The sequence below is a fragment of the Pseudomonas sp. 8AS genome (assembly GCF_902506505.1).
In the GTDB taxonomy this organism is placed as follows: domain Bacteria; phylum Pseudomonadota; class Gammaproteobacteria; order Pseudomonadales; family Pseudomonadaceae; genus Aquipseudomonas.
The window spans coordinates 1,741,048-1,760,016 of the sequence record NZ_LR733406.1 but is presented as its reverse complement, the minus strand read 5'-3'; the positions used below and the strand labels follow the sequence as shown (position 1 = coordinate 1,760,016).

Here is an 18,969-nt window from a genome sequence, read left to right as displayed (position 1 = left end):
GTTCGATAATCATCCCCCCCTGTGGGCAATCGCATGGCGCCCGCCACCCCTGGGCCCCGAAAAAGAAAAACCCCGGCTTGTGGCCGGGGTTTGTTCGCCTTGCGCAGATGCCGGGTCAGGCGGCCTGCATGGTGCGGTGGGTATCGACGAGATGTTGCACCACACCAGGATCGGCCAGCGTGGAGATGTCGCCGAGGGCATCGTATTCGGCGACGGCGATCTTGCGCAGGATGCGACGCATGATCTTGCCCGAGCGGGTCTTGGGCAGACCGGGCGCCCACTGGATGACGTCCGGCGAGGCGATCGGACCGATCTCCTTGCGAACCCAGTTCTTCAGTTCCTGACGCAGCTGCTCGGAAGGCTCCTCGCCGCTGTTCAGGGTCACGTAGACATAGATGCCCTGGCCCTTGATGTCGTGCGGCACGCCGACCACGGCGGCCTCGGCGACTTTCGGGTGGGCGACCATGGCACTTTCGATTTCGGCGGTGCCCATGCGATGCCCGGAAACGTTGAGCACGTCGTCGACCCGGCCGGTGATCCAGTAGTAGCCGTCTTCGTCGCGGCGCGCGCCGTCGCCGGTGAAGTACATGCCCTTGAAGGTGTTGAAGTAGGTATCGACGAAGCGGTCGTGGTCGCCGTACAGGGTACGTGCCTGGCCCGGCCAGGAGTCGATGATCACCAGGTTGCCTTCGGCGGGGCCTTCGATGATGTTGCCCAGGTTGTCCACCAGCGCCGGCTGCACGCCGAAGAAGGGACGCGCCGCCGAGCCCGGCTTGAGCGCATGGGCGCCCGGCAGCGGGGTCATCATGGTGGCGCCGGTTTCAGTCTGCCACCAGGTGTCGACGATCGGGCAGCGCGACTGGCCGACGTTCTCGTAGTACCAGTGCCAGGCTTCCGGGTTGATCGGCTCGCCGACCGAGCCGAGCAGGCGCAGGCTGGAGCCATCGGCGCCCTCAACGGCGGCCTTGCCCTGGGCCATCATGGCGCGGATGGCGGTCGGCGCGGTATAGAGGATGTTGACCTTGTGCTTGTCGATGATCTTGGCGACGCGGGTCACGTCCGGGTAGTTCGGGATGCCTTCGAACAGCAGGGTGGTGGCGCCATTGGCCAGCGGGCCGTAGACGATGTAGCTGTGGCCGGTGACCCAGCCCACGTCGGCGGTGCACCAGTAGACTTCGCCCGGACGGTAGTCGAACACCCGCTCGTGGGTCAGCGCGGCGTACAGCAGGTAGCCGGCGCTGGTGTGCAGCACGCCCTTGGGCTTGCCGGTGCTGCCCGAGGTGTAGAGGATGAACAGCGCTTCCTCGGCGCCCATTTCCTTCGGCGCGCAGACGCTGCCGGCGACCTTCATCAGGTCTTCGTACCAAATGTCGCGGTGCTGGTTCCACTTGATGTCCGAACCGGTGCGCTTGCACACGATGACCTTGGTCACGCTGCTGGTTTCCGGGTTGGTCAGGGCGTCGTCGACGTTGGCCTTGAGCGCGGTCTTCTTGCCGCCGCGCACGCCTTCGTCGGCGGTGATCACCACCTTCGACTGGCAGTCGATGATGCGCCCGGCCAGGGCTTCCGGCGAGAAGCCGCCGAACACCACCGAGTGGATGGCGCCGATGCGGGCGCAGGCCAGCATGGCCACCACGGCTTGCGGAATCATCGGCATGTAGATGGTCACCACGTCGCCGCGGTGCACGTCCTGGCCGCGCAGGGCGTTGGCGAACTTGCACACCTGCTCGTGCAGCTGGCGGTAGGTGATTTCCTCGTGCTCGGACGGGTCGTCGCCTTCCCAGATGATCGCCAGCTGGTCGCCGCGCTCGGCGAGGTGACGGTCCAGGCAGTTGGCCGAGACGTTGAGGGTGCCATCGGCAAACCACTTGATATCGACGTGGTGGTCGTCGAAGGAGGTCTGCTTGACCTTGGTGAAGGGCTTGATCCAGTCCAGGCGCTTGGCCTGCTCGCGCCAGAAACCGTCGGGGTTGATCACCGACTGCTGATACATGGCCTTGTAGGTCGCCTCGTCGGTCAGCGTGGTGGCAGCCACCTCGGGGCGGACGGGATAAAGGGAAGCAGCACTCATGACTTAACACCTCGGCGGGTAGTTGTTGTTCTATGGTGTCTTTTGTATCCCCCGACAGCGGGTGGGGCCATTCGACCATGGTCTTACCACTCTACGACCAAGGTCTCAACGCTTTTTTTCAGGCAAAAAAAGGGCGACCCGAGGGCCGCCGCCAAGGCATTCCGGGGGAGGAATGTCAGAAACGCCGTCCGGGATTCGCAGGAACCGGACGCCTGACTTTTTACCCCCCGTACCCCCCTCCGCCTATTGCACCAAGGTCGTAGCCCTAGCAGGCTGTTGAAAAACGTAGGCGAGGCAGCCAGCGCAAGGCAAAAACAGGCGAAAAAGCGCAGTTTACGAGTTGTAAATGAGCATTCTGAGCCTGTTTTTAGCACCGCGATGGCAACGCAGGTAGTTTTTCAACAGCCTGCTAGTCCTTGCCCAGGCCATGCTGGCGCAGCTTGTTGGCGATGGTGGTGTGCGACACACCCAGGCGTTTGCCCAGCAGGCGGCTGCTCGGGTGCTCGTGATAGAGGCGCTCCAGCACCGCCTTCTCGAAGCGACCGAGGATGCTGTCCAGCCCGCCTTCCAGGGAGAAATCGCCCAGCGGCTGCGGCGCGCCGTAGTCCGGCAGGCGGATATGCTCGGCCTTGACCGTGCCGCCGTCGCACAGCGACACGGCCTGGAACAGCACGTTCTCCAGCTGGCGCACGTTGCCCGGCCAGTGGTAGTGGCTGAGCTTGTCCAGCACCTGCGGCGCCAGTTTGGGCAGCGGGCAGCCGATCTGCCGGCTGGCCGAATCGAGGAAGTGCTCGACCAGCGGCACCAGGCCATCCAGGCATTCGCGCAGCGGCGGGATATGCAGGCTGAGCACATTGAGACGGTGGTAGAGGTCCTGGCGGAATTCGCCCTTGGCGCACAGTTCGGACAGGTCGACCTGGGTGGCACAGATCACCCGCACATCCAGGTACACCTCCTCGTCGCTGCCGACCCGGCGGAAGCAGCCGTCCTGCAGAAAGCGCAGCAGCTTGGCCTGCAGGCGCGGGCTCATCTCGCCGACGCCGTCGAGGAACAGGGTGCCGCCGGCGGTCAGTTCCAGCAGGCCGAGCTTACCTTCCGGGCGCGCGCCCTCGAAGGCGCCGGGGCCGTAGCCGAACAGCTCGGTCTCGGCCATGGATTCCGGCAACCCGGCGCAGTTGAGCGCCATGAACGGCGACTGCCCGCGCGGGCTGGCCAGGTGGCAGGCGCGCGCCAGCAGCTCCTTGCCGGTGCCGGTCTCGCCCTCGATCAGCAGCGGCGCATCCAGCGGCGCCATGCGCCGCGCCTCGCGCACCACGGCAGCCATCACCTTGGAACTCTGGAAGATCGAGTCGAAGCCGCGCAGCTCCTGCTTGCGCACATGGTAGATGCGCTCGCCCACGCGGTCGGCGCGGTGCAGGGTGAGCACCGCGCCGGCCAGCGCCTCGCTCTCATCAACATCGGACTGCAGCGGGGCGATATCGGCGAGAAAGATGTCGCCCTTGACCTTGACCCGCAGGCCGTTGATCCGCGACTTGTTGGCGCGCACCAGCTCCGGCAGGTCGAAATCCTCGGCGTAGCGTGACAGTGGAATGCCCGGCACCTCGTCCACACGCACGCCGAGCAGCTGCGCGGCGGCGCGGTTGGCGGCGACTATGCTGCCGCCCATGTCGATCGACAGCACCGGGAAATCCAGGGCACCGAGCAGCGCATTCAGTTCCAGATGGCGGCGCTCGCTGGGCATCAGGCCGACGCGCTTGACCCCGAACACCCCGCCAATCGCCTCCAGCTTGGGGCGCAGGGCCTGGAACTGCAGGTTGATCAGGTTCGGGCAGTGCAGGTAGATGGCGTTGCCCTGCTCGCCGCCGACTTCGCCACGGGCAACGTTGATGCCGTAGTCGACCAGCAGGTTGAGGATGTCGCGCAGGATGCCGACGCGGTTCTGGCAGTGGACTTTGATACGCATGGCAAGGCTCGGCTCGGGCTTGTTATGGACGCAGCGGCACGCTTAGCGAGGGCTGCGACATTTTATTCGTCAAGAATATGTGACGGATAAGCAAACCAGCAAGGCGATGACACGCCACTTCGCCAACCTCGTAACCAATTCTTTACGAATAAGCCAAAGCCAACCACCAAATGCACCTGTTCGCCCGCTGTCCCGCGGCCTGCCAGCGGGTTATCTGTTGTCCAACACAACAACAAAAAAACCTGCTGGAGGCGACGATGAAGACCACGCAGTACCTGGCCCGCGAACCCGACGCGAACGGCTTTATCCACTACCCGGACAGCGAGCACGCGGTGTGGAATACCCTGATCACCCGCCAGCTCAAGGTGATCGAGGGCCGCGCCTGCCAGGAATACCTGGATGGCATCGAGCAGCTCGGCCTGCCCCACGAGCGCATTCCCCAGCTCGGCGAAATCAACCAGGTGCTTGCCGCCACCACCGGCTGGCGCGTGGCGCGGGTGCCGGCGCTGATTCCGTTCCAGACCTTCTTCGAGCTGCTGGCCAGCAAGCAATTCCCGGTGGCCACCTTCATCCGCACCCCGGAAGAGCTGGACTACCTGCAGGAGCCGGACATCTTCCACGAGATCTTCGGCCACTGCCCGCTGCTGACCAACCCCTGGTTCGCCGAATTCACCCACACCTACGGCAAGCTCGGCCTGGCGGCGACCAAGGAACAGCGCGTGTACCTGGCGCGGCTGTACTGGATGACCATCGAGTTCGGCCTGGTCGACACCCCGCAGGGCCGACGCATCTACGGCGGCGGCATCCTCTCCTCGCCCAAGGAGACCCTCTACAGCCTGTCCGACGCGCCCGAACACCAGGCCTTCGACCCGCTGGAATGCATGCGCACGCCCTATCGCATCGACATCCTGCAGCCGCTGTACTTCGTGTTGCCCGAGCTCAAGCGCCTGTTCGAGCTGGCCCACGAGGACATCATGGGCCTGGTCCGGCAGGCCATGGCCCTGGGCCTGCATACGCCGAAGTTTCCGCCGAAGGCGGCCTGACCGACACCGTTTGTAGGTTGGGGTGAGCCTGCGAAGCCCAACAATGCACTATTACGAACACACCAGGTTGGGCTTCGTCGCTTCGCGACTCAACCCAACCTACGCTGTGACCACCCTCGAACCCTGGAGAAAACCGATGAGCCTTGCCCAAAGCCAATGCGAAGCCTGCCGCGCCGATGCGCCCCATGTGTCCGACGAGGAACTGGCCGAGCTGATCCGCGAGATCCCGGACTGGAACATCGAAGTGCGCGACGGCCACATGGAGCTGGAGCGCCTGTTCCTGTTCAAGAACTTCCGCCATGCCCTGGCCTTCACCAACGCGGTGGGCGCCATCGCCGAGGAAGTCGGCCACCACCCGGCCCTGCTCACCGAATGGGGCAAGGTCACCGTGACCTGGTGGAGCCATGAGATGAAGGGCCTGCACCGCAACGACTTCATCATGGCCGCGCGCACCGACCGGCTCGCCAGCACTGCCGAGGGCCGCAAGTGAGCCATTTCGCCCGCATCGTCCGGGTTCCCAGCGACCCCATCCTCGGCCTGCTGGATGCCTTCCGCGCCGACCCCAACCCGGCCAAGCTCGACCTCGGCGTGGGCGTGTACAAGGATGCCCAGGGCCTGACGCCGATCCCGCGCGCGGTGAAGCTGGCCGAGCAGCGGCTGGTCGATACGCAGACGACCAAGACCTATATCGGCGGCCACGGCGCCCCCGAGTTCGGCGAGCAGCTGCTGCGCCTGGTCCTCGGCGAAGGCAGCGCGCTGCTGCGCGACCAGCTGGCCGGCGCCACCCAGGCCCCCGGCGGCACCGGCGCCCTGCGCCTGGCCGGCGAATTTATCGCGCGCAACCTGCCCGGGCGCGGCATCTGGCTGAGCGACCCGACCTGGCCGATCCACGAAAGCCTGTTCGCCACCTGCGGCCTCAAGGTCGGTCACTACCCCTATGTCGACGCCAGCAACCAGTTGCAGGTGGAAGCCATGATCAAGGCCCTGGCCCATGTACCGGCCGGCGACGTGGTGCTGCTGCATGCCTGCTGCCACAACCCGACCGGCTTCGACCTGAGCCAGGACGACTGGAAGCGCGTGCTGGAGGTGGTCAAGGCCCGCGAACTGCTGCCGCTGATCGACTTCGCCTACCAGGGTTTCGGTGCCGGCCTGGCCGAAGACGCCTGGGCCGTGCGCCTGTTCGCCGCCGAGCTACCGGAGCTGCTGGTCACCAGCTCCTGCTCGAAGAACTTCGGCCTGTACCGCGAACGCACCGGTGCGCTGATCGTGCGTGCCGCCGACAGCAGCCAGCTGGCCGCTGTACGCAGCCAGCTGGCCGCCATCGCGCGCAACCTGTGGTCCACCCCGCCGGCCCACGGCGCCGCCGTGGTCGCCAGCATTCTCGGCGACGCCGAGCTGCATGCCCTGTGGGCCGAGGAAGTGGAGGCCATGCGCCTGCGCATCGCCAGCCTGCGCAGCGGCCTGGTCGCCGCGCTGCAACCGCATGGTCTGGGTGAACGCTTTGCGCACATCGCCGCGCAGCGCGGCATGTTCTCCTACACCGGTCTGAGCGCGGCGCAGGTGCAGCGCCTGCGTGAGGAATTCAGCGTGTATATGGTCAACAGCGGCCGCGCCAGCGTGGCGGGGATGGCGGAACAGCGCCTGGAGTACCTGGCAGCGGCGATTGCCAGGGTATGCGCCTAAAACCCTAGGGTGCGCCGCGCGCACCAAGGCTCCGTGCAGAGCCAATGGTGCGCACGGCGCACCCTACTGGATCACTCCAGCGTTTCGTCGTCGCGGATCAGCACGTAGCTGCCATCGTCCACGTCATAGACGTAGTACATCTGCACTTCGCCATCGGCGACCACGGCCACGTAGTCACCCGGTTCGGTGACGAAATAGCCCTGGGTGCCCTTCACCGCCTCGCTCTCGATGCGCGCAGTAACGAACAGCTCCTCGTCAAGGCCATCGAAATAGTCCTCGCGGGCCAGCACATCCCAGTCGGCCGGCGCCACGAACGGACCGGTCAAGAGGATGCGGGCATCGCCCAGCTCCAGCTCCTCGGCATCCGGATCGCGGTCGTCCGGACGGTAGACCGTGCAATCCTGGGCATCGGCGTGGTCCAGCAGGCTGTGTGGCGTGGTCATGACGTTCTCCGTAGGGCACGGTCACGCAGGTAGGCCACAACGGCCGCCTGCTCGCCGGCAAACTCGATACGCCCCGCCTTGCTGTCGCGCTGGAAGGCATACATGGGGTCGTAGTATTCGCGCAGTAGGCCTTCAATCCAGCCGCGATGCAAATCCACGCTGGCGCTGCGCTGCTGCTCGGCCAGCGCCGCCTGCATGATCGCCAGCAGGCGCTGGTAACGTTCGCCGCCCAGGCGCTTCTGGATATTGCTCAGGCTCTGCAGCAGGCGCTCGGCAAACAGGCGCGCGCCATCCTCGGCGCCATGCACGACGATGAACTCGGCGCACAGGTCGATCACGTAGTCGCGCAGGATGCGCTCGACGCGGCCTTCGAAGCTGTCTTCCAGCCATACCAGCGGATAACCCTGCATGCCCTGGTGCAGTTCCAGCGGCAGCGAGCAGCTGCCGACCAGGCGGCTCTCGTCCTCCAGCACAAACTGCTCGGTGCCGGCGGCGCGCTGCTTGAGAATGTCGATGGCCAGGCGGTTCTCGAAGTCGATCTGCCCCGGCTGCAGCGTGGCGCGCTTGCCGAAGCTGGAGCCGCGGTGGTTGGCGTGGCCCTCCAGGTCCAGGCTGTTGCCCAGCTGGGCGATCACCTCGGTCTTGCCGGTGCCGGTCATGCCGCCGACTATGACGAAGTCGCACTCGGCCACCGCCTGCTGGGTGGTTTCGATCAGGAAGGTGCGCATGGCCTTGTAGCCGCCGAGCACCCGCGGGTAGTCGATGCCGACCTCGGCCAGCCACTGCTGGACGATCTGCGAGCGCAGGCCGCCGCGGAAACAGTACAGGTAGCCCTCGGGGTGGGCCTTGGCGAAGGCGCTCCAGGCCTCGACCCGCTCGGCCTTGACCTGGCCGCAGACCAGCTTGTGGCCCAGCTCGATGGCCGCCTGCTGGCCGTGCTGCTTGTAGCAGGTGCCGACCCGTTGCCGCTCGATGTCGTTCATCAGCGGCAGGTTGACCACGCCGGGGAAGGCGCCCTTGGAGAACTCCACCGGGGCGCGCATGTCCATCAGCGGGATGTCGCCCAGGAATATCTGGCGGTAGTCGCTGCTGTTGTTGCGCATCACAGCACCTCTACCGCGTGGCTCTGTCGCGGAGCCAGACGGCCGATCGGCGCCAGATTCAGGCCCAGCTCGGCGGCCACGGCGAGGAACTCGGCCTCGCCCTCCGGGGTGACGGCGATCAGCAGGCCGCCGCTGGTTTGCGGATCACACAGCAGGTCGCGCTGCGCGTCGGTGATGGGGGCAATCTTGTCGCCATAACTGTCGAAGTTGCGCAATGTGCCGCCCGGCACGCAACCCTCGGCCAGGTAGTAATCGACCCCCGGCAGGCGCGGCACGGCGGCGTAGTCCAGCTGGGCGGTGAGGCCTGCGCCATCGGCCATCTCCACCAGGTGGCCGAGCAGGCCGAAGCCGGTGACGTCGGTCATCGCCGTGACCCCGGCCAGCTTGCCGAAGCGGCTGCCGGGTTTGTTCAAGGTGCACATCCAGTCGCGCGCCAGGCCGACGTCCTCGGCGCGCAGCTTGGCCTTCTTTTCGGCGGTGGTGAGGATGCCGATGCCCAGCGGCTTGGAGAGGTACAGCCGGCAGCCGGCCGTGGCAGTGTCGTTGCGTTTCATGTGCTGCTTCTCGACCACGCCGGTCACCGCCAGGCCGAAGATCGGCTCCGGGGCGTCGATCGAGTGGCCGCCAGCCAGCGGGATGCCGGCCGCATCGCACACCGCGCGGCCGCCGCGGATCACTTCGCGGGCCACTTCCGGCGCCAGCACGTTGACCGGCCAACCAAGGATGGCGATGGCCATCAGCGGGTCGCCGCCCATGGCGTAGATGTCGCTGATCGCGTTGGTGGCGGCAATGCGGCCGAAATCATAGGGATCGTCGACGATCGGCATGAAGAAGTCGGTGGTCGAGACCACCCCGCGCTCCTCGTCCAGGGCATAGACCGCCGCATCGTCACGCGAGGCATTGCCGACCCACAGTTTGGGGTCGAGGTTCTGCGCGCCGCTGCCGGCCAGGATCACTTCCAGCACCTTGGGGGAAATCTTGCAGCCACAACCGGCTCCATGGCTGTACTGGGTCAGGCGGATCGGCTCGCTCATCGGTAACGCTCTCGGCAAATCGGAAAACAGGTCGCGGATTCTAGCAAAGCTGGCCTTTCCCGCCGCGCCTCATATAATCGCCGCCGTTTCTACTACCCTGACGGAGCGCAGGCGCAGCCGACGGCTCGTCCGCGCTTCCTCGTTTTTTCCGCTATTGAACCGGAGAACTCCCATGCTCAAGCGTACCTTGGCGCTCGCCGCCGGCTTTGCCCTGTCCCTGTCCGCCAGCCTGACCCAGGCCGCCGACGTGCTGCGCGTCTCGGCCATTCCCGACGAAGCGCCCACCGAACTGCTGCGCAAGTTCAAGCCGCTGGGCGCCTACCTGGAACAGCAGCTGGGCATGAAAGTGGAGTTCGTCCCGGTCGCTGACTACCCGGCCGTGGTCGAGGCCCTGGCCACCGACCGCCTGGACCTGGCCTGGCTCGGCGGTTTCACCTTCGTCCAGGTGCGCCTGAAGACCGGCAACGCCATCCCGCTGGTACAGCGCGAGCAGGATGCCCAGTTCACCAGCAAGTTCATCAGCGCCAACCCGGACGTAAAGTCGCTGGCCGACCTCAAGGGCAAGACCTTCGCCTTCGGTTCGGTATCGTCCACCTCCGGCAGCCTGATGCCGCGCTATTTCATGCTGCAGGACGGGATCAAGCCGGAAACCTTCTTCAGCCGCGTCGGCTACTCCGGCGCCCATGACGCCACCGCCGCCTGGGTGCAGGCCGGCAAGGTCGACGGCGGCGTACTCAACGCCAGCGTGTGGGACAAGCTGGTCGCCGCCGGCAAGGTCGACACCAGCAAGGTCAAGGTCTTCGCCACCACCCCGACCTACTACGACTACAACTGGACCGTGCGCGGCACCCTCGATCCGGCCCTGACCGAGAAGATCAAGGCCGCCTTCCTCGCTCTCGACCCGGCCGTTCCTGCGCACAAGGCGATCCTCGACCTGCAGGCCGCCAGCCGCTTCATCGAAACCAAGCCGGAGAACTACAAGGGCATCGAGGACGCCGCCCGCGCCGCCGACCTGCTGAAATGACCCTGCGCCTGTCCGGCGCCCGCCTCAGCCACGGCAACGCGGTCCACGCCCTGCGCAGCGTGGACCTGCACATCGCCGCCGGCGAGCGGGTCGCCATCATCGGACCGTCCGGGGCCGGCAAGTCGAGCCTGCTCAACCTGCTGGCCACCGCCCTGCAACCGAGCAGCGGCGAGGTGCTGGTGCTCGGCGAGCAACCCTGGCAACTGTCCGGCCGCCAACGGCAACGCCTGCGCGCCCGCATCGGCCTGATCCACCAGGCGCCGCCCCTGCCGCCACGGCAGCGGGTGGTCACCGCGGTGCTGGCCGGCAAGCTCGGCCAGTGGGGCCTGGGCAAGAGCCTGCTGAATCTGCTGCATCCCGTGGATATCCCCGGCGCACGCCGCGAGCTGGCCAGGCTGGACCTGGCCGACAAGCTGTTCGCCCAGTGCCAGCAGCTCTCCGGTGGCCAGTTGCAACGCGTCGGCATCGCCCGCGCGCTGTACCAGGCGCCCGAGGTGCTGCTGGCCGACGAACCGGTGTCGGCCATGGACCCAGTGCTGGCCGAGCACACCCTGAGCGTGCTGTGCCGGCATGCCGAACAGCATGGCGTGACCCTGGTCGCCAGCCTGCATGCGGTGGAGCTGGCCCTGGCCCACTTCCCGCGGGTCATCGGCCTGCGCGACGGGCAGATCCTCTTCGACCGCCCCGCCGGCGAAGTCGACCAGGCCCAGCTCGATGCCCTGTACGCCAACGAACAGCTGCTCTCGCCGCCCGCGCCCAGCCTGACCCTGAGCCTGCAGATCCCGCGATGCTGACCAGCGCCAGCCGCGATCCGGCCGCCCTGCCCCGCCTGCTGCTGACCCTGCTGGCACTGGTCCTGCTGTGGCCGGGCATGCGCATGAGCGAGCTGGACTTGGGCGTGCTGCTGGCCGCCGACAGCCAGAGCGAGATGGGCCGTTTCGTCGCCGCCTTCTGGCCGCCGGCGCATGCCCCGGACTTCCTCCGCCTGCTGCTCGACGCCACCCTGCAGACCCTGGCCATCGCCACCGCCGGCATGGCCCTGGCCCTGCTGCTGGCGATCCCGGCCAGCCTGCTGGCCAGCCGCGCGCTGTCGCTGTCCGCCGCCGCTCGGGGCGGGCGGCCCAAACTGCTGGCCCAGTTGCTGCGCTGGCCGGTACGCGGCCTGCTGATCTTCCTGCGCAGCGTGCCGGAAATCGTCTGGGCCCTGCTGTTCGTCCGCGCCGTCGGCCTCGGCCCCACCGCCGGGGTGCTGGCCATCGCCATCACCTACAGCGGCATGCTCGGCAAGGTCTATGCGGAAATCTTCGAGTCGGTCGACCAGCGCCCGGCCCACGCCCTGCTGCAGGCCGGCGGCGGCCGGCTGGCGGCGTTCGTCTACGGCATCCTGCCGAATGCCGCGGCGGAGCTGACCTCCTACACGGTGTACCGCTGGGAATGCGCGATCCGCGCCTCGGTGGTGATGGGCTTCGTCGGCGCCGGCGGCCTGGGCCAGCAGATCGACCTGTCGCTGCGCATGTTCGCCGGCGGTGAGGTGGCCAGCATGCTGCTGACCTTCCTCCTGCTGGTGCTGCTGGCCGACCTGCTCAGCCGCCTGCTGCGCGGGAGGCTGGCATGAACCGGCTGGTCAACCTGTTGCTGCTGTGCGGCATCGGCGCCGCCGTATTCGCCTCGTTCGCCTATCTGGGCATCGACCTGGGCGCGCTGACCAGTGGCGACAGCCTGGGCCGGATGGCCGGCTACGTGCAGCGCTTCCTCAGCCCGGACCTGAGCGCCGGGCACCTGGCGGCCATCGCCCGTGGCGCCCTGGAAACCCTGGCCATGTCGGCCCTCGGCACCTTGCTCGCCGCCGTGTGCGGCCTGCTCCTGGCGCTGCCGGCGGCCGGGCGCTTCGGCTGGCCGCTGCAGAGCGCCGCGCGTTTGCTGCTCAATGCCCTGCGCGCGATCCCCGAGCTGGTCTGGGCCGCGCTGATGGTACTGGCCGCAGGGCTCGGCCCGAATGCCGGCACCCTGGCCCTGGCCTTGCACACCGCCGGGGTGCTCGGCCGGCTGTTTGCCGAGGCGCTGGAAAATACCCCCACCGCGCCGGCCGAGGCGATTCGCCTGCAGGGCGGCAGCCAGGTCGCCGCCTTCTGCTACGGCACCTTGCCCAACCTGTGGCCGCAGCTTCTGGCCTACTGCCTGTACCGCTGGGAAAACAACATCCGCATGGCCAGCGTGCTCGGCTTCGTCGGCGCCGGCGGCCTCGGGCAGATGCTCTACGTCAGCCTCAGTCTGTTCCAGGAGGCCCAGGCCAGCACGGTGATCCTGGCCATGCTGGTGCTGGTATTCGGCGTCGATGCGCTGAGCGGCTGGACGCGGCAGCGCTGGGTCAGGGCCTAACCAACCCTTGCCTGCTCCCGGTGCGCACGGCGCACCCTACGGGCCCTGCGCTTGGCACCAAAACCTGCAGCCACTGTCCAACCCCCGCGCGCCCCGCTCCAGGCGGAGCCTGGCCGGTTTTATTGTTTCGGGAGACGCCCTTGCCTGCTGTTTTTTCACGTCGCACCTTTCGCCTGAGCGCCCTGCTGGGTGGACTCGGCCTGGCCGCCTCGGTGCTGGCCTGCCCGAGCGGACAGCAGCAGGTCTGTACGCTGGTGTGCTTCTGTGCGCCGATCAGCCAGGCGGACATCGAGGTGCTGTACCAGGATGTCAGCCAGATGGCCGCCTCCGGGCTGGAACAATGGCTGCTGCAGTCGCGCGACAGCGCCGCGGCCGGCGGCACCCAGCCGATTCCCCTGCATATTCGCGCCCAGCTGGAGCCCTATTACGACATCGGCGTACTCGACGCGGCGCGCTACAAGGTGGGCGACGGCGAAACCCTGGGCGCGGCCAATACCATGCTGCAGAACCCCGATGTGCAGGCGGTGACGCTGATCGACATCATCGTCTTCCGCAATGCCGCAGACGCCCAGGACAATGTCGCGCTGTGGGCCCACGAGCTGTTGCACGTGCAGCAATATCAGCAGTGGGGCGTGGGCGAATTTGCCCGCCGCTACACCCGCAACCACGACGCCATCGAAGCCCCGGCCTACCAGCGGCAGATCGAAGTCGCCCGCGCCCTGCGCACCCAGGTGGCGCAGAGCGGGCCGGCGCGCTAGCCGCCTGACTTCCCGGATTGCATCCGGGCTACGGACTGACGTGCAAGGTGCGCCCTGCGCACCAACACGCCCCGGTGCGGCCCCGGTGCGCACGGCGCACCCTACGAAACCGTGGCAAACGCCGCGAATTGGCAGCAACGCTTGAACACCGCGCCGCGGAGCTCAAGGATGCAATCCGGGCTAGATCAGGCCTGGCAGGCGTCCGCTTCGCCGCCACCGCAGTGGCCATACTGCAGGCGGTCACGGCCCTGCTGCTTGGCCTGGTAGAGCAGCCGGTCCACCGCCTCGATAAAGGCCAGCGGCGCATCGCCCTGCTCGGGCACCAGGGTGCCGACGCCCAGGCTGATGGTCAGTAGCGGCGCCACATTGGACTGCGGGTGAGGAATGCGCAGCTTGCGCACCAGCTTGCGGCAACGCTCGGCCACCTGTTGCGCCGATGCCGCGTCGGTTTCCGGCAGCACCAGGACGAACTCCTCGCCGCCGAAACGCGCCACGCAATCGCGCGGGCGCACGGCCGCGCCCTGCAGGGCCTGGCCCACGCGGCGCAGGCAGTCATCGCCCTTGATGTGGCCGAAGTGGTCGTTGAACTGCTTGAAGTAGTCGATATCCAGCAGGATCAGCGACAGCGGCTTGCGCGTGCGCTGGGCGTTGGCCCATTCGATCTGCAGGATCGAGTCGAACATGCGGCGGTTGTTGATGCCGGTCAGGCCGTCCTTGTAGGAGAACTCCTCCAGCTGCTTCTGCAGCTTCAGCAGCTGCTCCTCGGTCTGCTTGCGCTCGCTGATGTCGAACATGAAGCCGATCAGCGAATCCACCTCGCCTTCGGCGTTGCGCACCACATGCACCACGTCGCGGATCCACACGTAGCCGCCGTCCTTGGTCAGGGCGCGGTAGTCCGCCTCGTGGTCGATGCCGCACTGCGACTGCGAAACGCAGAAGTTGACCACCGTGTCGCGGTCTTCCGGATGCATGCGCTCGGCCCAGTCGTTGGCGCTGACCCAGCTCTGCGGCGTCCAGCCCAGCAGGCTTTCGATCTGCGGGCCGATATAGGCGAAGGTCATGGTCTTCCAGTCGATCTTCCACGGGATCGCCTTGGTCGACTCCAGCAGGGTCTTGTACACCGCGCTGTCGGTTACCCCATTGTTCGTGTCACTCACCACCGCTCTCCCGGTTGATCGGCTCCGCACCGGCCTGCCAGCTCAGACAGGCGGCAGGATGCGCCATGCCTTCGCTTATACACAGGCAAATCGAGCAGTAGCAATTGGCTATCCACGCCGCCGACGAAGTGCGCTCTAGAAATCCACCTTGCCGCGCCCGGCCTTGATCACCCCGCGCTTGCTCTTGCCTTCCAGGCGGCGCTTCTTCGAGCCCAGGGTCGGCTTGGTCGGGCGCCGCGCCTTGTCGGTCTTGCCGGCGCTGCGGATCAGCTCGGCCAGGCGCTCCAGGGCGTCGGCGCGGTTCTGTTCCTGGGTGCGGTACTGCTGGGCCTTGATGATCACCACGCCCTCGGCGGTGATGCGGCTGTCGCGCAGCTCCAGCAGGCGTTCCTTGTAGAACGGCGGCAGGGACGAAGCCTGGCTGTCGAAGCGCAAATGTACGGCGCTGGACACCTTGTTGACGTTCTGCCCGCCGGCGCCCTGGGCACGGATGGCGGTCAGCTCGACTTCATCGTCGGGCAGGTGGACGCTGTTGGAGATCACCAGCATGGGGCGCGGCCGGAAAGCTGAGGGGGACTCAGGATAACCCGGCGTGCCCCGACATGTGGCTTAGCCGGCCTTATCGACCTCGCAATTGATCATCCAGGCCACACCGAAGCGATCCTCCAGCATGCCGAAGCGGGCGGCCCAGAAGGTCTGCTGCAACGGCATCCGCACCTGGCCGCCGGCGGACAGCGCGGCGAACAGGCGCTCGGCCTCGCGGATACTGTCCACCTGCAGCGACATCGCGCAGCCCTTGACTCCCGTGGCCTCGCTGGCGCTTCCGCAACCCTGTTCGGGCAGGCTGTCGGAGGCCATCAGCACCTCCTCGCCGACCATCAGGCAGGCATGCAGGATGCGCTCACGGTACTCGGCCGGCACGCCTTCGGCGCCCTCGGGATTGTCACTGAACCGCATCAGGTTCAGCTCACCGCCCAGGCACTGGGCGTAGAAACCCATGGCCTCGGCGCACTGGCCAGCGAAAAACAGATAGGCGTGGATCTTCATGCTGGTCTCCTCACTCCTGGCTGATCTGCGCGCGCAGACGCTCTTCCTGCTCGCGCAGTTCGGGGGTGAACTCGGCACCGAAGTCCTCGGCCTCGAAGATCTGGCGGATCTCGATCTCGGAGTCACCGGGCATCGGGTTGGGGCAGCGCTTGACCCAGTCGATGCATTCCTGCAGCGAGGCCACTTCCCACAGCCAGAAGCCGGCGATCAGCTCCTTGGTCTCGGCGAACGGGCCATCGACCACGCTGCGCTGGCTGCCAGAGAACTTCACCCGCACGCCGCGGCTGCTGGGATGCAGGCCCTCGCCGGCCTTCATCACCCCGGCCTTGACCAGTTCCTCGTTGTAGCGGCCCATGGCCGCCAGCAGTTCCTCGCTGGGCATCACCCCGGCTTCCGAGTCGGCGGTGGCCTTGACTATCACCATGAATCGCATCGTTGCTCTCCTTTTCATCAGATAAAGACCGCTGCACATCGGCGGTTCCTGCCAGTAGTCGAAGCGCACGGCGCGAAATCGACAATCGCCTGAAATTTTTAGTCGGAATTTCTGCGCTGTCAGGCATCCGCCTCGGCGGTAAGTTAAGCGTGTGATTTCTTTCTCGGGGCTAACTGAATGGACTCGATCACCCAGGCGGTACTCGGTGCCAGCATCCAGGGCGCCCTGCTCGGCCGCTGGCAGGGTCGCCGCGCCCTGCTGTACGGCGCCATGCTCGGCACCCTGCCCGACCTCGATGTGCTGATCGACTACGGCGACGCGGTGGCCGACATGACCTACCACCGCGGCTTCAGCCACTCGCTGCTGGTGCTCAGCGCCCTGGCCCTGTTCATCACCCTGATTGCCAGGCGCCTGCGACCCGACCCCGGCTACTCGACGCGCCGACTGTTCCTCGCCGTGTGGCTGGTGCTGATCACCCACCCGCTGCTGGACGCCTTCACCAGCTACGGCACCCAGCTGCTCTGGCCCCTGGCCACGCCGCCGGTGGCCTGGTCCTCGGTGTTCATCATCGACCCGCTGTATACCCTGCCGCTGCTGGTGGCGGTGATTGCCGGCCTGCTCCGCGGTCTGCGCGAGCGCCCGCAGTGGCTGGCGCTCTGCGCCCTGGGCCTGTCCAGCCTGTACCTGGCCTTCAGCCTGGGCGGCAAGGCCATGGCCGAGCAGAAGGTCGAGCAGGTCCTGGCCCAGCGCGGCATCCAGGCCGAACAGCTGTTCAGCACCCCCACGCCGTTCAACAGCCTGCTCTGGCGGGTGATAGTGCTGGACGGCGAGGACTACCACGAAGCCCTGGTCGGCTGGCTCGACGACGCGCCGCCGCGGCTGGAACGCATCCCCCGCGGCACGGCCCTGGGCACTGCGCTGCGCCACTCGCCGCAGCATGCGCGGCTGGCCTGGTTCACCCATGGCGTGCTGCGCTACGACCGGATCGGCGAGCAGCTGATCGTCACCGACCTGCGCCTGGGCATGACCGGCTACCACCCGTTCCGCTTCATCTTCGCCGAACAGCGCGATGGCCGCTGGCAGCCGCTGGCCCAGGTCGAGCGCCTGCCCTTCAGCCGGGGCGAACCGGCGCGCCTGCTGGTGCTCTGGCAGCGTATCTGGGACGAGCGCGAGCCGGTGCAGTTGCTCAGCTGGGCCGAGGCCCTGAACCACAAGCCCTGAGGCATGAAAAAGCCCGGCCTGGGCCGGGCTTCCTTTGCGGGCGTGGCGCTCAGCCCCGGCCGGGTAGCGCGGCGCCGGCCGCCAGCTTGAGGCGGTAGCAACCCCAGATGAACAGCACCCACACCGGCATCGCATACACCGACACCTGGATGCCCGGAATCAGCAGCATCACGCCGAGGATGAACAGCACGAAGGCCAGACAGATATAGTTGCTCAGCGGGTACCAGAAGGCCTTGAAGCTCGGCTCCACGCCCCGGCCCTGCATGGCCTTGCGGAACTTGATGTGGGTCAGGCTGATCATCGCCCAGTTGATCACCAGGGACGCCACCACCAGCGACATCAGCAGCTCCAGCGCACCCTTCGGCGCCAGGTAGTTGACCACCACGCAGAGCAGGGTCACCGCCGCCGACAGGCCGATGGCCAGCACCGGCACGCCACGGCTGTTGACCTGCATCAGCGCCTTGGGCGCGTCGCCCTGCTCGGCCAGGCCGTAGAGCATGCGGCTGTTGCAGTACACGCCGCTGTTGTAGACCGACAGCGCGGCGGTCAGCACCACGAAATTGAGGATGTGCGCCGCAGTATCGCTGCCGATCAGCGAGAAGATCTGCACGAACGGGCTGCTGCCATAGGCATCGCCGCCGGCGGTGAGGGTCTGCACCAGGCTGTCCCAGGGGTACAGCGAGAGCAGCACGGTCAGCGCACCGATGTAGAAGATCAGGATGCGGTAGACCACCTGGTTGATCGCCTTGGGAATCACCGTCTTCGGCTGATCCGCTTCGGCGGCGGTGATGCCGACCAGCTCCAGGCCGCCGAAGCTGAACATGATGATCGCCATCATCATCACCAGGCCGCTGACGCCATTGGGGAAGAAACCGCCATGGCTCCACAGGTTGCTGATGCTGGCCTGCTCGCCGCCAGCACCGCTGAACAGCAGGTAGCCACCGAGCAGGATCATGCCGATGATCGCCACCACCTTGATGATGGCGAACCAGAACTCGGTCTCGCCGAAGGCTTTGACGTTGACCAGGTTGATCGCGTTGATCAGCACGAAGAACGCCGCCGCCGTGGCCCAGGTAGGAATCCCCGGATACCAGTACTGCACGTACTTGCCCACCGCCGTGAGCTCGGCCATGCCCACCAGCACGTAGAGCACCCAGTAGTTCCAGCCAGACAGGAAGCCGGCGAACGGCCCCCAGTAGCTGTGGGCGAAGTGGCTGAAGGAACCGGCCACCGGTTCCTCGACGATCATCTCGCCGAGCTGGCGCATGATCAGGAAGGCGATAAAGCCGCCGATCGCATAGCCGAGGATCATCGACGGCCCGGCGCTCTGCAGCACCCCGGCCGAGCCGAGGAACAGGCCGGTGCCGATGGCGCCACCGAGGGCGATCAACTGGATATGGCGATTCTTCAGGCCGCGTTTGAGCGGGCCGGTGTGCAGATGTTCGGACATCAGCGAAGGCTCCGGGGCTGGCGGAGGGCGAGGCAAGTACAAGGCATGGGATCACCTGTCTGTCGAAAGAGCCGCCGGACTCGTGATCCAGCAGAAATATTCTGAGCGATAAGCCGCGGCCCGCCTGACCTTGAGCCATGCTGGGCGGGTCGCAGTATAC

18 protein-coding genes and 1 pseudogene are annotated in these 18,969 nt (G+C 66.8%); 9 read left to right on the top strand and 10 right to left on the bottom strand.

Translation table 11 applies throughout. From position 1 onward, the window contains the following. Positions 1 to 115: 115 nt before the first annotated feature. Complete coding sequence (gene acs, locus GV001_RS08255) at positions 116 to 2,071, bottom strand: acetate--CoA ligase (protein ID WP_160079157.1); 1,956 nt, start codon at positions 2,069 to 2,071, stop codon at positions 116 to 118. 409 nt (positions 2,072 to 2,480) lie between these two features. After that, complete coding sequence (locus GV001_RS08250) at positions 2,481 to 4,034, bottom strand: sigma-54-dependent transcriptional regulator (RefSeq protein WP_160079156.1); 1,554 nt, start codon at positions 4,032 to 4,034, stop codon at positions 2,481 to 2,483. Between the two features lie 257 nt (positions 4,035 to 4,291). Between GV001_RS08250 and phhA the strand changes: the two genes are divergently transcribed. The 3 genes from phhA (at position 4,292) to GV001_RS08235 (ending at position 6,760) form a co-directional block, all read left to right on the top strand. Next, positions 4,292 to 5,077, top strand: coding sequence for a phenylalanine 4-monooxygenase (gene phhA / locus GV001_RS08245; protein WP_160079155.1), 786 nt, complete (start codon positions 4,292 to 4,294; stop codon positions 5,075 to 5,077). 136 nt (positions 5,078 to 5,213) lie between these two features. Then, positions 5,214 to 5,567, top strand: coding sequence for a 4a-hydroxytetrahydrobiopterin dehydratase (locus tag GV001_RS08240; RefSeq protein ID WP_160079154.1), 354 nt, complete (start codon positions 5,214 to 5,216; stop codon positions 5,565 to 5,567). After that, on the top strand, positions 5,564 to 6,760 hold the full coding sequence (locus GV001_RS08235) for an amino acid aminotransferase (protein WP_160079153.1): 1,197 nt from the start codon (positions 5,564 to 5,566) through the stop codon (positions 6,758 to 6,760). Before GV001_RS08240 ends, GV001_RS08235 begins: the two co-directional genes overlap by 4 nt. Positions 6,761 to 6,831: 71 nt before the next feature. Here the strand turns inward: GV001_RS08235 and GV001_RS08230 are convergent, their stop codons facing one another. The 3 genes from GV001_RS08230 to selD are packed head-to-tail and all read right to left on the bottom strand — an operon-like array spanning position 6,832 to position 9,340. After that, positions 6,832 to 7,203 (bottom strand): hypothetical protein, encoded by a 372-nt coding sequence (locus GV001_RS08230; protein WP_160079152.1) that lies wholly within the window; start codon positions 7,201 to 7,203, stop codon positions 6,832 to 6,834. Continuing rightward, positions 7,200 to 8,306 carry a tRNA 2-selenouridine(34) synthase MnmH gene (gene mnmH / locus GV001_RS08225; protein ID WP_160079151.1) on the bottom strand — a complete coding sequence of 369 codons (1,107 nt, stop codon included), beginning with the start codon at positions 8,304 to 8,306 and terminating at the stop codon, positions 7,200 to 7,202. Before mnmH ends, GV001_RS08230 begins: the two co-directional genes overlap by 4 nt. Further along, entirely contained in the window at positions 8,306 to 9,340 is a 1,035-nt protein-coding gene (gene selD / locus GV001_RS08220) for a selenide, water dikinase SelD (RefSeq protein ID WP_160079150.1), read from the bottom strand. The genes mnmH and selD overlap by 1 nt, the downstream gene beginning before the upstream one ends. A gap of 172 nt (positions 9,341 to 9,512) precedes the next feature. Between selD and GV001_RS08215 the strand changes: the two genes are divergently transcribed. The 5 genes from GV001_RS08215 to GV001_RS08195 all read left to right on the top strand — a co-directional run bounded on the left by GV001_RS08215 (position 9,513) and on the right by GV001_RS08195 (position 13,501). Next, a complete protein-coding gene (locus GV001_RS08215) occupies positions 9,513 to 10,364 on the top strand; it encodes a putative selenate ABC transporter substrate-binding protein (RefSeq protein WP_160079149.1) in 852 nt (283 codons plus the stop codon). Beyond that, entirely contained in the window at positions 10,361 to 11,158 is a 798-nt protein-coding gene (locus GV001_RS08210; RefSeq protein ID WP_160079148.1) for a phosphonate ABC transporter ATP-binding protein, read from the top strand. Before GV001_RS08215 ends, GV001_RS08210 begins: the two co-directional genes overlap by 4 nt. Further along, positions 11,152 to 11,979 carry an ABC transporter permease gene (locus tag GV001_RS08205; protein ID WP_160079147.1) on the top strand — a complete coding sequence of 276 codons (828 nt, stop codon included), beginning with the start codon at positions 11,152 to 11,154 and terminating at the stop codon, positions 11,977 to 11,979. The genes GV001_RS08210 and GV001_RS08205 overlap by 7 nt, the downstream gene beginning before the upstream one ends. Next, on the top strand, positions 11,976 to 12,743 hold the full coding sequence (gene phnE, locus GV001_RS08200) for a phosphonate ABC transporter, permease protein PhnE (protein WP_160079146.1): 768 nt from the start codon (positions 11,976 to 11,978) through the stop codon (positions 12,741 to 12,743). The genes GV001_RS08205 and phnE overlap by 4 nt, the downstream gene beginning before the upstream one ends. Positions 12,744 to 12,883: 140 nt before the next feature. Then, the gene (locus tag GV001_RS08195) at positions 12,884 to 13,501 is read left to right on the top strand and encodes a DUF4157 domain-containing protein (RefSeq protein WP_160079145.1); all 618 of its coding nucleotides are present in this window, start codon (positions 12,884 to 12,886) and stop codon (positions 13,499 to 13,501) included. A gap of 185 nt (positions 13,502 to 13,686) precedes the next feature. Here the strand turns inward: GV001_RS08195 and GV001_RS08190 are convergent, their stop codons facing one another. The 4 genes from GV001_RS08190 to GV001_RS08175 form a co-directional block, all read right to left on the bottom strand. Continuing rightward, the gene (locus GV001_RS08190; RefSeq protein WP_256664885.1) at positions 13,687 to 14,658 is read right to left on the bottom strand and encodes a sensor domain-containing diguanylate cyclase; all 972 of its coding nucleotides are present in this window, start codon (positions 14,656 to 14,658) and stop codon (positions 13,687 to 13,689) included. Positions 14,659 to 14,793: 135 nt separating this feature from the next. Beyond that, positions 14,794 to 15,207: an alternative ribosome rescue aminoacyl-tRNA hydrolase ArfB gene (gene arfB, locus GV001_RS08185; protein ID WP_160079143.1), complete on the bottom strand. Its 414-nt coding sequence runs from the start codon at positions 15,205 to 15,207 to the stop codon at positions 14,794 to 14,796. Between the two features lie 60 nt (positions 15,208 to 15,267). Then, on the bottom strand, positions 15,268 to 15,705 hold the full coding sequence (locus tag GV001_RS08180; RefSeq protein WP_160079142.1) for a VOC family protein: 438 nt from the start codon (positions 15,703 to 15,705) through the stop codon (positions 15,268 to 15,270). Between the two features lie 10 nt (positions 15,706 to 15,715). Continuing rightward, complete coding sequence (locus GV001_RS08175) at positions 15,716 to 16,138, bottom strand: YciI family protein (RefSeq protein WP_160079141.1); 423 nt, start codon at positions 16,136 to 16,138, stop codon at positions 15,716 to 15,718. A 177-nt stretch (positions 16,139 to 16,315) separates the two neighbouring features. Between GV001_RS08175 and GV001_RS08170 the strand changes: the two genes are divergently transcribed. Further along, positions 16,316 to 17,359: a metal-dependent hydrolase gene (locus tag GV001_RS08170; protein WP_160079140.1), complete on the top strand. Its 1,044-nt coding sequence runs from the start codon at positions 16,316 to 16,318 to the stop codon at positions 17,357 to 17,359. A 79-nt stretch (positions 17,360 to 17,438) separates the two neighbouring features. Here GV001_RS08170 and GV001_RS08165 read toward each other — a convergent pair. Further along, positions 17,439 to 18,812: pseudogene (locus GV001_RS08165) on the bottom strand (amino acid permease); the annotation flags it as partial. Positions 18,813 to 18,969 lie beyond the last annotated feature (157 nt).